Origin of the sequence: Natrinema limicola JCM 13563, from assembly GCF_000337475.1 — an archaeon.
In the GTDB taxonomy this organism is placed as follows: Archaea; Halobacteriota; Halobacteria; order Halobacteriales; family Natrialbaceae; genus Natrinema; species Natrinema limicola.
Genome location: NZ_AOIT01000050.1, coordinates 22061 through 35582, shown reverse-complemented (window position 1 = coordinate 35582; position 13522 = coordinate 22061). Strand labels below are relative to the sequence as shown.

Genomic DNA, 13522 nt, shown 5'->3' with positions numbered 1-13522 from the left:
CGCGGCGCTCGCGACCACTCACGCAAAAATCTGGACCAAAAAACCGCCTCGCTTCGCTCGGCAGTTCTATTCCGAGGCCTCAGCAGCCGCCAGCGCCTCGAGCGCGATCTCCATCGTCACACCGTCGACGTCCCACTCCTTGCGGTGGCCGTCCTCGACGGCGCGGCGTTCGTCGGCGCGGACTTCCTCGTTGATCAGGTCCGTGCGCTCGGCGACGAGGTCGGCGACGCGGTCGTCGTCGATCTCGAGGTCGAGTGCGATCCGCTCTTCGACGTCGAGATCGAGGTCCTTGCGCATCTCCTGAACGCGGCGGATGACCTCGCGAGCGTAGCCCTCGCTTTCGATGTCGGCAGTCAGCGAGGCGTCGACATAGGCGACGCCGCGGTCGTCGCCGTCGGTGCCGAAGGCAGTGCCGGCGATGTCGTCGGGCGTCTGAGTCACAAAGGAGACCATCGATTCCTCGAGTTCCTCGTCGTCCTCGAGGACGTCCGCAACGGCATCTTCGAGCGCTTCGAGACTCGGTTCGTCGATGCGGGCCTCGTTGAGCGCGTTCATGACCTGACCGGCGCGGTCGCCGAAGGCTGGGCCGAGTTCGCTCATGTCGGCCTCGGCGCTGTACTGGAGTTCGCCCCAGCGGTCCTCGGGCGAGACGAGTTCGATCTCGCGGGCGTTGAGCCGCTCCTCGAGCAGGCCAGTGTGGCGCTCGACGGCCTCGACGACGCGCTCGTCGTCGGCGGCGACGACCACACGCGGGACCGGCCAGCGCAGCTTGCGACCGGCCTGTTGGCGGGCGTTCGCGCCGGCTTCCTCGATGGCGCGGAGGAGGGACACGTCCTCCTCGAGTTGCTCGTCGACCCAGTGCTCGTCGACGTCGGGCCAGTCTTCCATGTGGACGGTGTCGAATCCATCCTCGCCGGTGAGGGTGCCGTAGATCTCCTCACTGATGAAGGGCGCGTAGGGTGCAAGCAGGGCGACGCTCTCCCGGAGCACCCGGTAAATTGTCGCGTAGGCAGCCTGTTTGGAGGCGCTGTCGTCTTCCTCCCACATGCGCTCGCGGACGGCCTGGACGTAGAACCGGGAGACGTCCTCGACGACGAACTCGAGAAGCGCGTCGACGGCTTTGTCCTGGCGGAAGTCCTCGAAGTGGGCGGTCATCTCGGCTTTCGTCGATTGGAGGCGAGCGAGTACCCACTCGTCGAGGGGCTCGAGGGCGTCGTCGACCTCGTCCAACGACGTCTGCTGGGGATCGAAGCCGTCCAGGCGCATGTACGGCAGCGGGAACCGGAAGACGTTCCACAGCGTCCGGAGGTGGTTCTCCATCGTCTGCATCCCGTCCCAGTCGAAGCGCATGTCCTCGCCCTGCGGGTTGTTCGACAGCAGGAACAGCCGCATGACGTCCCGACCGTGGCGGTCGATCGCCTCGTGGGGATCGATCAGGATGTCCTTGGACTTGCTCATCGCGCGGCCGTCGGGCATGAGCGCGTGGCCGTGCATCAGCACCTCCGTATATGGGCTCTCGCCGAGTGCGGCGGTGCCCATCCCCAGCTGGGACCAGAACCAGCCGCGGGTCTGGTCGTGGGCCTCGAGAATCAGATCGGCCGGCCAGAGTTCGTCGAATCGGCTGTCGTCCGAGGGGTAGTCGAGGGTGCCCCACGACGCGACCGAGGAGTCGAGCCAGACGTCGAAGACGTCGGGGACGCGGGTGTAGGTGGTGCCGTCTTCGGTGATCGTCAGGTCGTCCACCGTGTCCTTGTGGAGGTCGACCGCCTCGGGATCGACGTCCTGATCGACGCGGTCGGCGAGTTCCTCGCGGGTGCCGATGACGATCATGTCCTCGTCGTCATCCCGGTCTTCGGGGGTCCAGACCGGCAGCGGAATGCCCCAGTAGCGCTGGCGGGAGACGTTCCAGTCCGGCGCTTCCTCGACAAAGTCACGGAAGCGGCTGTCGCGAGCCCACTCGGGGTGCCACTCGCTGTCCTCGATGTTCTCGAGCAGGTCGTCTTTGATATCCGTGATCGTGATGAACCACTGGTCGGTGACGATCTGGAGGATACCCGTGTCACAGCGCCAGCAGTGGCCGTAGCTGTGGTGGACGGTGCCGGAAGCCAGCAGCGCGCCGTTGTCCTCGAGGTCGGCCATGATCTCGTCGTCGGCATCCTTGACGAACTGGCCTTCGTATTTGCCAGCCTCTTCGGTGTAGACGCCGTCGCCACCGACCGGACAGAAGATCGGGAAGCCGAGTTCGCGGCCGCGCTCGAAGTCGACCTCACCGTGGCCGGGCGCGGAGTGGACGAGGCCGGTGCCGTCGCCGTGGGTGTCGACGTAGTCGGCGGCGTAGATCTCGAAGACGCCCTCGCCGTCGACGTGGTCGGGCACCTCCTCGGCGAGCGGGTGCTCGTAGGACCAGCCGATGAGTTCCTCGCCGGAGAGTTCCTCGACGATCTCGTAGTCGTCGTAGCGCCCCTCCTTCAGTACCTCCTCGTGTTTCGCATCGGCGAGATAGAGGAGTTCCTCCTCGCCGTCTTTCTCGGCACGCACGCCGACGTAGTCGCCGTCCTCGTCGACTGCAACGAAGGTATTCGCCGGAATCGTCCACGGCGTCGTCGTCCAGATGACGATCGAGCCCTCGCGCTCGGCGAGATCGAATTTGACGTAGATCGAGGGGTCCTCGACGTCCTCGTACTCGACCTCGTTGTTCGCGATCGCGGTCTCACAGCGTGGACACTGCGAGATCGAGCGGTGGCCCTGCTCGACTAAGCCGCGGTCGGCAGCGTTCGAAAAGCCCCACCAGGCCGCTTCCATATACTCCGGCTCGAGGGTCTTGTAGGGGTTGTCCCAGTCCATCCAGACACCGAAGTCCTGAAAGTCGGACTGGAGTCCCTCGAGTTGCTCGTTGGCGTAGTCCTTACACTCCTGGATGAAGTTCTCCTCGCCGAACTCCTCGATGTCTTTCTTGTTCTCGAAGCCCAGGCGCTCCTCGACGCGGGTCTCGATGGGGAGCCCGTGCATGTCGTAGCCCGGCCGATCCGTGACGTCGTACCCCTGCATCCGCAGGTATCGCAGGTAGACGTCTTTCAGCGATTTGTTCCAGGTGGTCCCCATGTGCGCCGACCCCGACGTGTACGGCGGGCCGTCGACGAAGAAGAAAGACTCACCGTCCGATCGGTGCTCGACCGTCTGCTCGTAGGCGTCGACGTCGTCCCAGTACTCGAAAACCCGTTGCTCGAGTTCGTCTGGGTCGTACTGGTCGTCGACCTCGCCGAACCTGCTCATATCCGACCTAATCGCCTCCGGCAGTAAAGAGGAATCGATATTGCGGGTTGCTCCGAACCCCGCTGGTCAGTACACAAACCCGAGTCGCGATCGCTCAGACGTATTCTGCGAGGACCTTCTTATAGCCGAGCCCGTACACGCCCGCATAGAGCATGACGCCGCCCAGGGCAGCCAGCCACAGCGCGATCATTGCCTCGCCAGCGCCGAGATGCTGGAGACTGGCCTGTTCGACGAGTGCGCCGCCAACCGTCAACACACCGGCGACGACGGTGTAGACGAGCAGCGAGAGTGATTCCGTGAGCAGTTCCGGACCGATCGATGTCATTAGCACGCAGATAGCCACCCAGCCAAAGTAAACCTGTCCCCTCGCGTGCGATACGATCACATGAACTGGTCGCGCCGAACCGACTCGCATTATTGCCTCGAGAACGGACACTCGAGTGTGCCCGCGTCCGACGCTGACACCAACGGCGACGCCGACTCGGCAGCCGGCGAGCCTGCCTATCCAACCAATCGCAACGTCCTCGAGGCAGACTGCACGCGTTGTCCTGCCCTCGCAGACGCTCGCGAGTGCATCTCGTGGGGAACCGGCGATCACGACGCCGACATCGTGGTCGTCGGCGAGGCACCCGGCTACGGGAACCCCGATGCAGAACGCTGGCGAGGTGGCAACTGGACCGGCAAGGCCTACACCTCGCGCCACTCCGGCCGGCGCATCCGCCGGATGCTCGAGCAACTCGGCTACGACGACGCCTACTACACGAACGCGGTCAAATGCTTCCCGGCCGATCCGGACGATTCGACCACGAACCGCGAGCCCACCGACGCGGAACGGGCGACCTGCCGGACCCACCTGCTGACCGAACTCGAGGTCATCGAGCCGACGGTCGTGCTCGCGACCGGTAAACACGCGACGGCGAGCGTGCTCGCAGCCGAAGACCGGGAGCTCGAGGGCTTTCTCGACAGCGTGCTCGAGCCGGTGTGGTGTGACCGCCTCGATGTCTGGCTCGTCCCGATTCTACACCCCTCCTATCAAGACGTCTGGATCGGGCGCTTGGGATACGAGCCCCAGGCGTACCTCGCGGCGATCGGCGAGACCATCGACGAGTTGTGTGCGTGATCGGTCGCAGGCGACGCCGACTTCCACGATCCAGAGACAGCCTCGAGCGCGCTCGGGAAACCTTCATACGATGAGGCGACACACACTGGCGTATGAGTACGATCTTCAGTCAGATCGTCGAGGGAGAGATTCCTGCACGAATCGTCTACGAAGACGAGACCACGGTCGCGTTTTTGGACGCGAATCCGCTTGCTCCCGGTCACACGCTGGTGATTCCGAAAGACGAGTACGAACGGGTCAACGACGTGCCCGCGGACGTCGCAACGGATCTCTACGCGACCATCCACCGCATGGTCCCCGCCGTCGAGGACGCCGTCGATGCCGACGCGACGACCGTCGCGTTCAACAACGGCGAAGCGGCCGGCCAAGAAGTGCCCCACGTTCACTGCCACATCGTCCCCCGCTTCGAGGACGACGACGCCGGCCCCATCCACGCCATGTTCGGCCAGCGGCCCGAGCTCGACGACGACGAACTCGACGAGATCGCCGACGATATCGAATCTCGAGCCTGATACGAACTCCTGTAAATCATTGCCGGTGCACCCGCGACCGTCCTGCGGGTGCACCGGTACACAGTGACAGCAGACCGTATGAATCACCCATGGATCACGGTTTCAGCATCGGTTTGGCACACTGCCGGGTTATTTTTACTCCCCGCGTGTGAGGCTCGCGTATGACGCTTGCCGATATCGTCGCTCAGGTTCGCGAGTACCCTGTCGCCATGGCTCTCGAGCTGGGCAGCATCCTCGTCTCGTGTCTGCTCTTTTTCGGGACGTTCGTCTTACTTGCACGCGGCGCGCCGACCGGCACGGGTGAGCCGTGGCTGGTGCTGATCGGTGTCGGGACGGCCTTCGTGCTCGTCTGGACGGTGGTCGTGCCGCTGTACGAGCGAACGCTGTACTCAGAGTAGCGTGCCCAGCAACAGGTCGCCGTAGCCCAGCGCGACCACCAGCCCGACGAACACCGGGACGAGAAACGGCGTTCCCGGCGAGACCCAGACCGTCTCCTCGCGGGCGAGCACCTCGAGGCCGTCGCGGAGCGTCTCGGGGGTCGTCCCGTACGCCGAGCCCTCGATGTCGTCGAGAAACGCCTCGGCACCCCAGGGATCGTCGTGCTCGATGGCAGTCGTCGAGCCGTCTTCGGCCTCAGCGGCCGCGCTATCGTCGTCCGACGCGAGCGTACCGCCGTCGCCGCGTTGCCCCCCGTCGGCGGTGACGGCCCCGTCGGTCGGCGGGTTCGGCTCGGCGGGCAGGCTCGCCGGATCGCGATACTGCTCGGGCTGCTCGCGTAACTCCGCAAGCGAGAGTCCCCGCCAGCGGAGGTACATCCGCAGGGCGTCGAGATCGAGCCCGCTCCGGGTGAGCCCCGCCGGCGTCTCGAGCAGGCGGCCGTGCGTCTCCGGAATCCGCTCCCAGAACACCGGCCAGCCGACGACCATTACCGGCGCGATCCGGCCCGCAACGGCGTTGCGAACGGCCAGGACGAGCGGCAGCGCGATCCCGACGAGGACGGCGTTGGTCAGGATCGTAAACGAGAACGCCCCGAGCGGTGGCGTTGCGAGGGGCACCGTCCACGATCCCAGCGCGTACTCGGGGAACGTCGGAAAGAGAACGGCCAGGACGAGCAGGGCCTTCGCGTCGGCCCCGCCGAAGCCGCCGACCCACCAGAACAGGTAGGCGATCGGGACGACCAGCCCCAGGCTAAGCGCCGTCGGCACGAGAAACTCGTAAGTCCAGCCGGTCCCGCCAGCAGTCCAGGCCAGCCAGCCGTCCCAGACCAGCAGGACAGTCCCCAAAAGCGAGAGGGGAATCCAGACGCTACTCGAGACGCGTCTGGTCTCGAAATCGCGGTAAGCGACCCAGGTGAAAACCGGGACAGCGAGGAGTCGGCAGAGATCCGGTCCCGTCGCGACAGCGCCAGCGAGCGTCACGTCCTGCTTTCTCGAGCGCGATGGCGTTATTGTTTCGGCTCTCTCGGCGGTCGCCCATCGCTCACAGAGCCGTCAGATATCGTCGCCGGCGCGAGCGGTGACGGAGTCGGGACTGGTGGTGTGGTGGCTCGTCTCTCGGCCGTTCGCCCAAAGTAGGTCGAACAGCTGCAACTGCGTCCAGTAGAGAGTATTGCTCGTCGTGAACCGCCTCGGCCTGTCCTGCCTGTAGAGATGCCGACGTAGCCCCTCTGCGTTCCTGTTGGCGACGGTTCACAGCGGCGAACCGGCCACACCGCACACCGCGACGGGTGAGCGGCGGCCACCTCGTCGGCACACACGAATTCGTCATCCACGAACGGGCGTTCGGTGACTCCGTGTCACTCGAGCACTGATACGGTCTGCTGTCAGTCAGTTCCGGAGTGACCACGAGCCGTCCTGCGGTCCCTCCGGTAAACAGTTACAGCAAAGTATGAGACGATTCCCTGTCACTGGTTCCCGGCGCATCCGCACGACGGGCTGTGGGTACGTTGAAACCCGCTGACAGGAGTCCGTATGAAACTGTCGGGCAGACCGATTCACGTGGTGGTCACTCGAGTCCACGGTCGGACAGCAAACTGGCGGCCCAGGGGCTACTCGAGCGAGACGACTCGACGGACTACGCGAAAAGCTGCCCCACATGGGGGCGACAATTACCTGTCGGCGCGCGGTGTGCCGTTTAAATGACGCGGTTCTGCAGGTAGTCGAGGTGCTTTGCGTTGTAGACGATCTTGACCTCGTCGGTCTCAGCCGAACCGATACAGGTCAGACGGACGTTCTTGTCCTCGACCTCCTCGTCGGAGAGGATCTGCTGCATGTCCATCTGGATCTCGCCTTCCTTGACGATTGCTGCACAGTTCGCACAGGCACCGGCGCGGCACGAGAAGGGCCAGTCGTAGCCCTGCATCTCGGCCGCCTCGAGGATGTATTCGCCCTCGGCGACGTCGAGCGAGCCGTAGTCCTCCTCGTCGAGGCCAGCGTCAGCGGCCTTCTCGAAGAGGTCGTCGTCGTCCATGTCCCAGCCCTGGTCGTCCAGTACTTCGTAGTTGAGGTATTCTACCGTGGGCATCACTTCACGGTTCGAGCGCCGTACTGGTATAGCTTGCTGTTCAGACCTCAATCGTCTTTGAGTCAGGATCGACCAATTCGAACTCAAGACGGACAGGATTTAGTGAACGATGGTGGGTGCCACAGGGGGAGAACTGAGAATCCGTCTTACGAACGGCCAGTTGATCGAGATAATTGCCGGATTCGGACGCACAGTGCCGATCACGTCCCGGCCGGCTCCGATCAGAACCCGAAGATCGGCAGGAAACGGAACGTCAGATAGGCACCAACCGTCGAGATCGCCGGCACGACGTTTTGCATGAGGATGACGCGGGCCGTCGTCGAGGGATCGAACAGATCCGATGCCTGTGGGATATCCTCGGGTTCCTCCTCGCCGATCTCGGGGGAGCGTTCGCCCTCCGCTTCGGCAGTCAGCGCGCCGACCGAGACTGGCGTCTCCTCGCCGCGAGCGGCATCGGACAGCGTCGTCGTCCGGGTAGCCCGGCCCCAGCCCAGCCCGACGATGCTCATCGTCGCGATGACGACGAAACTCGCCGGGACGCCGATCGACGAGAGGGTGACGACGATCCCCGAACTGATGACGGCGACGACGATCGCCGCCGTCAGCGGGAGGTTCGTGATGTCGTTGCCGAGCGTATCGAGCGTGCGGCGGGCGATCGTAAAGCAGCCGACGGCGACCGCCGCAGAGCCAATCAGGATCAGCGTCGTCATGTCGACGTCGCCGGTGCCGTAAATCGGCGCGATCGCGTTGGCGATATTGCTCGTTCCCGAGGAAAAGCCCATCAGACAGCCGATTGCGACGACGGTCAGCGCACCGGTGATCTCCCGGCGGTCGGCGTCGACGCCGAACTGGAGCCGGGGGACGAGTCCCGATCGATCGATCGAGACCATCGGTCGGCCGGCCTCTTTCTCCTCGATAGCGACCCAGGCGTTGATCCGAGGGTAGAAGTATCGCCCGACCACGCCGGCCACCCAGAAGCCGACGATCGGCGCGACGACCCACCAGACGACGATCTCACCGAGTACGTCCCAGTTGAGTTCGCCGGTCGCCATCCCCAGTGCGGCGATCGCTCCGACCGCAGTCATCGACGTCGAGGCGGGGACGCCTGCGTAGTTGCCGATGAACAGCGCGCCGCCGATAAAGAAGAGCACGGCGACGTTCGACCGCAGGGTAAAGATGGCGGTGTCGGTGACGAGTTCCTCGCCGAGCGTGGTGACCACCTTCGGGCCGATGGTGTAGGCACCGAGGAAGAAGAAAATCGACATCAGCCCGGCAGCCATCACCTTCGTGATCACGTTCGCGCCGACGGCCGGGCCGAACGCCGGGCCGGTCGTCGAGCCACCGATGTTGTAGCCGACGAAGATCGCGGTGAGGACCCCTACGATAAGCAGTACTTCCGTCACACATGGAACTCTACCGGTGTGACCGTAAAAATGGCTCTGTCTGCCGTGATCACCGAGGGTCGCACCCGCGTCACCGCCATCGCTCGAGCGGCCCGTTTTGCCTGAAGTCGGACGATCAAGTCTGAGACCGCCATCCTCGCGACTCCCAGCCAAAGCATTTCAACTGTACCTACCGTACGGTCCGGTATCATGTGCTTCAATCGGGACTTCCTCCTCCGACAGGACCGACGAGACACACCCCTCGACGGTGCAGTACGAACTGCAATCGGTCGACGCGCGGACCGCCTCGAGCCGACCCAACCGGGTGACGGTCGACGATGCTGAATCCTGCTCGCGTCGACGCGATTATCGATCTCGCGTATGGCGCGTTGATCGTTCTCTCGATCGGCCTGATCGCGACACTCGATACGTCCGTCGGGCTCGCGTTCGGCATCGGCGTGTTCTCTTCGTACGTCTTGCACGTCGTCTGGAAGATGGCCCGGTTCGATCCGGACTGGATGACCAAAGCCGTCGAGGAGACGGTCGAAGAACAGGTCGAAGACGTTCAGACACAGGTCGAGGAGACTGTCGAACAGACCGTCGGTGAAACGGTCGAAGAACAGGTCGAAGACGTCCAGACACAGGTCGAGGAGACCGTCGAACAGACCGTCGGTGAAACGGTCGAAGACGTCCAGACACAGGTCGAGGAGACCGTCGAACAGACCGTCGGTGAAACGGTCGAAGACGTTCAGACGCAGGTCGAGGCCGTCAGCGAGCGGGTCGACCGCCGCCCTCGAGAGGACGAAGTCGAGGAGATCATCGAGGAGTCGGTCGAGGACGAGTCGGAGACCTGACGGCGCGACCGTCCTCGAGACGAGACATCACCGGACGATGATCACCGGGACCGGTGATCGCTTCGAGACCGTCTCGGCGACGTTGCCGACCAGGAATCGGCGCGTCGCACGGGTCCAGTCTTCGCCGTGACTGCCGAGGACGACCGTGTCGTACTCTTCGGCGCGGTCGATGATGTTTCGAGCCGGATGGCCGATGCCGACGATCGTTTCGATCTCGCGGTCGCGGTCGGCTGCGATCTCGCGAGCGCGGTCGAAGACTGGCTCTGCACGCTCGGCTGCGGCCGCGTCGAGGTCGTCCTCGAGCGAGAGCCCCACCGCGTCGCCCATCATCATCGATGGGACGCCGACGACGTGAAACACGGTGACTGCGGCGTCGGGATGGTTGTCGAGTGCGTACTCGAGGGCGTAGCCGGCATGATCGGAGTCATCCATCGGAACCAGAATCTTCGAGAGCATGCGCCGAGCTACGGCCTCCAGCGACGTAAGGTTCCGTCAGGCGACACCCGGGAGGATCGAGAAAAACGCGTACGCGAGGATCGTCGACATCGACGGGCCAATGATCCACATCGAGACGTACTTGATGATCGCGCGGGGGTTGAAGAGATCCGCGCCGTGAAGCACCGCTTCGGACTCGGGTTCGCCGATTTCGGGGGCCGTCTCGCCCGCCTGCTCTTCGGCGACGATAGCGCCCAGTTCGATCTCGGGGTTCTCGACGTCGCGAGTGACTGCCTCGCGGACCGTGATCGGGCGGGTCGCCCGGCCCCAACCGATGCCGACGATCGTCATCACCGTCGCCATCACGAGGCTGATCGGGATGCCGGCCCACGAGAGCAGTGTCGTGATCGTGGATGCGGTCACCATGACGAACAGCGCCGCGAGCAGCGGGATGTCGCTCAGTTCGCCGCCGACGGAATCCATCGTTCGCCGCGCGATCGTGAAGCCGCCGAGTCCGATCGCGAGCGTGGCGACGACGATCGCGGTGTCGGCGTCCAGTCCGCTGGCGGTCCCGACCAGCGGTGCAGCGGCGTTCGGGACGTTGCTCGCGCCGGCGCTGAACGCCATGTAACAGCCGATAACGAGGACGACGGCAGTCGTGATGAACTCCTGTCCCGTCGTGTTCGGGCCCAGCGTCGGCGTCGGAATCGTGCCACGACGATCGAGACGCAGCAACGGCCCCTCGGACTTCTCGATTTGTACCCGTCGATTGACCCACGGATAGATGTAGCGACCGATCAGCACGCCGATCCAGAGGCCGATAATCGGCGTCACGATCCACCAGGAGACGATTCCCGCGATCGTCTCGTAATTGAGCGTTCCGGTTGCCAGTCCGAGGCCGGCGATCGCGCCGACGGTCGTCATCGACGTCGGAACGGGGACGCCGAAGACGTTGGCGATAAGCATCCCTAGGCCGATGAAAAAGAGCACGCCGACACCGGCTGTCAGGGTGAGGTCCGTCGTGATGATCCCCCCGCTGAGCGTGTCCATCACGTTCCGACCGACGGTCCAGCCCCCGAAGAAGACGAAGAACGTCATAACCGCCGCCGCCGTCGTCTTCGTGACGATCCCGGCACCGACGGACGGTCCCCACGTGATCCCCGTCGACGAGCCGCCGATGTTGAAGCCAACGAAAATCGACGCGACGACGCCGACCAGCAGCACGGTTTCGACCATCGGCCGACAGTACACCGCTGCTCGTAAAATAACTATTGGAACCATCTGACACATTTGAGTATTGATATGAAAATCCCGAAGCCTCGAGCGCTGCTGGTCCAAACAGCCATCCGTTGGAATCAGTCGGATACCTGAGTAACCGACCCAGAAGACGCCTGCTCGGCGGCCATTGTCGCGCCAGCCGTTCGAACCGAAACGAGAACGGGACGCACGGCTCGGCTCGAGTCGAGACGAACCGGCCCAAGGCGCGCTCACACCCCCCAGAAGGTGGCGATCCCGAGCACGGTGACGATCGACAGCACCAACTGCAGCGGCGCGCCGATCCTCGCGTAGTCGCTGAAGCGATAGCCGCCGGGGCCGTAAACGAAGAGGTTCGTCTGGTAGCCGATCGGGCCGAGGAATGCAGTGCTCGCGGCGAAGGTCACCGCCAGCACGAACGCGAAGGGGTTCGAGCCGATGCCAGTCGCTGCAGCCGCCGCGACCGGAAGCAGGAGGACGACGCTGGCGTTGTTGCTGATGACCTCCGTGAGCAAGCCAGTCAGGACGTAGAACAGCCACAGCACGACGATCGTCGGCAGGAACCCCGCAGACTGGACGACCAGCCAGGCGAGATACGCCGCACCACCGGTCTGCTCGAGCGCGATCCCCAATGGAATCACACCAGCAAGCAGGAAGATGATGTCCCACTCGACGGCGTCGTAGAGTTCGTTGGGCTCTAAGACGCCGGTGACGACCATCGCGACGACGCCTGCCAGTGCGGCGACGAGGATCGGGTAGAGCTCGAGGGCAGCGACGGCGACGACCCCGATCATGATGGCGACGGCGGTCGGGGCCTTATCCGCGCGGTACTCGGGCCGAGGCGGCTCGCGCGCGACGATCACGTCGTCGCGGCGGGCGAGGCGATCGAGCGTGTCCGGTGGTGCTTGGACGAGCAACGTGTCACCGACATCGAGGTGCGTGCCGACGATGCGCTCGCCGACGAGTTCGCCGTGGTGGCGAAGCCCGAGAACGGCTGCGTTGAACTCCTCGCGGAAGGCCTCGGGGTCGAGCCGCTCGCCGACGAGCCGCGAGTCGAGCGCGACGACCAGTTCCGTAATGATGCCCGCCTCGGTCGGCGCCGTGAGGTCGTCGACGGCGGTTGCGCGACCGACCGGTTCGACCCCTTCGACGGCCTCGAGCGTCGCGATGGCGTCGCGGTCGGTCCGGACGACGAGCACGTCGCCTTCTGCCAGTCGGGTCGCCTGCCGGGGCGCGACCGATCGGGCCTCGTCGTGGACGACCTGAACGATGTCGACGTCGGACCCAAGGATGGCGGTCGCCTCGCGGACTGTCTGGCCGACCAGCGGGGAACCCGGCACGACGGCGACGTCGGCGACGTAGTCTTCGATGTCGTACTCCTCGAGGTAGTCCGCCCGCGGCGGGACGCGTTCGGGGAGCAGGTAATGGCCGACGAAGATCAGATACAGCGACCCGATGAGGAGGACGATTACGCCGAGTTTCGTGAACTCGAACATCGAGAACCGGTGGAGTTCGGGGTACTGGGAGCCAAGGCGTGCGCTGACGTCGCTCGCGAGAATGTTCGTCGAGGTGCCGATCAGCGTGAGCATCCCGCCCATCTGTGAGGCGTACGACAGTGGGATGAGCAGCTTCGACGGCGACGTGTTCCCGCGGTTCGCGACGTCTGTGACGACCGGCACCAGCAGGGCGACCACCGGCGTGTTATTCAAAAAACCCGACACGGGGCCGGTCGCGGCGACGGTCGCGAACAGTTGCCTGCGAAGACTGTCGCCCGCGAACCCAGCCATCCGCCGCCCGAGTTCCTGGACGAGGCCGGTTCGGCTGATGCCACCGCTCAAGATGAGCATCGCCAGCACGGTGATCGTCGCCTCGTTCGCAAAGCCCGAGATACCGGTCGCGGGATCGACGCCCGTCCAGGGCTCGAGCACGACCAAAATCACGATCAACAGGATCGCAGTGACGTCGATGGGCAGGCGCTCGGTGAGAAAGAGGACGAGCGCGAGGCCGACGACGCCAAAGACGACGAGGGTATCCGTCGTCAAGTCGGGTTGAGAGACAGTCGTCTGTGCGATAAAGTCGCACACCGACACCGGCATAGGGCGACCGACACCGACCACACTTGTAACGATTCTGTCGAGAGCAGGAACAGTGTCGCGGCGATGGCGGTCG

12 protein-coding genes are annotated in these 13522 nt (G+C 64.5%); 4 read left to right on the top strand and 8 right to left on the bottom strand.

Features of this window, described 5'->3' with window-relative positions; translation table 11 throughout:
- Positions 1–66 precede the first annotated feature (66 nt).
- Positions 67–3273: an isoleucine--tRNA ligase gene (ileS, locus tag C476_RS12750; protein WP_008013603.1), complete on the bottom strand. Its 3207-nt coding sequence runs from the start codon at positions 3271–3273 to the stop codon at positions 67–69.
- 94 nt (positions 3274–3367) lie between these two features.
- Complete coding sequence (locus C476_RS12745; RefSeq protein WP_008013601.1) at positions 3368–3598, bottom strand: hypothetical protein; 231 nt, start codon at positions 3596–3598, stop codon at positions 3368–3370.
- Between the two features lie 117 nt (positions 3599–3715).
- On the opposite strand from C476_RS12745, the gene C476_RS12740 reads away from it, so the two are divergent.
- The 3 genes from C476_RS12740 (at position 3716) to C476_RS12730 (ending at position 5303) form a co-directional block, all read left to right on the top strand.
- Complete coding sequence (locus tag C476_RS12740; protein ID WP_049911839.1) at positions 3716–4393, top strand: uracil-DNA glycosylase; 678 nt, start codon at positions 3716–3718, stop codon at positions 4391–4393.
- Positions 4394–4485: 92 nt separating this feature from the next.
- A complete protein-coding gene (locus C476_RS12735; protein WP_008013599.1) occupies positions 4486–4905 on the top strand; it encodes an HIT family protein in 420 nt (139 codons plus the stop codon).
- A 161-nt stretch (positions 4906–5066) separates the two neighbouring features.
- Positions 5067–5303: a hypothetical protein gene (locus tag C476_RS12730; protein WP_008013598.1), complete on the top strand. Its 237-nt coding sequence runs from the start codon at positions 5067–5069 to the stop codon at positions 5301–5303.
- On the opposite strand, the gene C476_RS12725 is transcribed toward C476_RS12730, so the two are convergent.
- From C476_RS12725 to C476_RS12715, 3 genes are all read right to left on the bottom strand, one after another.
- Positions 5295–6323: an A24 family peptidase gene (locus C476_RS12725; RefSeq protein ID WP_008013597.1), complete on the bottom strand. Its 1029-nt coding sequence runs from the start codon at positions 6321–6323 to the stop codon at positions 5295–5297. The two genes, C476_RS12730 and C476_RS12725, sit on opposite strands and share 9 nt — an antisense overlap.
- A 715-nt stretch (positions 6324–7038) precedes the next feature.
- On the bottom strand, positions 7039–7428 hold the full coding sequence (fer, locus tag C476_RS12720) for a ferredoxin Fer (RefSeq protein ID WP_008013596.1): 390 nt from the start codon (positions 7426–7428) through the stop codon (positions 7039–7041).
- Between the two features lie 221 nt (positions 7429–7649).
- Entirely contained in the window at positions 7650–8831 is a 1182-nt protein-coding gene (locus tag C476_RS12715; RefSeq protein ID WP_008013595.1) for an inorganic phosphate transporter, read from the bottom strand.
- Positions 8832–9148: 317 nt separating this feature from the next.
- On the opposite strand from C476_RS12715, the gene C476_RS12705 reads away from it, so the two are divergent.
- Positions 9149–9664, top strand: coding sequence for a hypothetical protein (locus C476_RS12705; protein WP_008013593.1), 516 nt, complete (start codon positions 9149–9151; stop codon positions 9662–9664).
- A gap of 27 nt (positions 9665–9691) precedes the next feature.
- On the opposite strand, the gene C476_RS12700 is transcribed toward C476_RS12705, so the two are convergent.
- The 3 genes from C476_RS12700 to C476_RS12690 all read right to left on the bottom strand — a co-directional run bounded on the left by C476_RS12700 (position 9692) and on the right by C476_RS12690 (position 13449).
- Positions 9692–10120: a universal stress protein gene (locus tag C476_RS12700; protein ID WP_008013592.1), complete on the bottom strand. Its 429-nt coding sequence runs from the start codon at positions 10118–10120 to the stop codon at positions 9692–9694.
- 36 nt (positions 10121–10156) lie between these two features.
- Positions 10157–11335, bottom strand: a complete 1179-nt coding sequence (locus C476_RS12695; protein WP_008013591.1) for an inorganic phosphate transporter — start codon at positions 11333–11335, stop codon at positions 10157–10159.
- A gap of 251 nt (positions 11336–11586) precedes the next feature.
- Positions 11587–13449 (bottom strand): SLC13 family permease, encoded by a 1863-nt coding sequence (locus C476_RS12690; RefSeq protein WP_008013590.1) that lies wholly within the window; start codon positions 13447–13449, stop codon positions 11587–11589.
- Positions 13450–13522 lie beyond the last annotated feature (73 nt).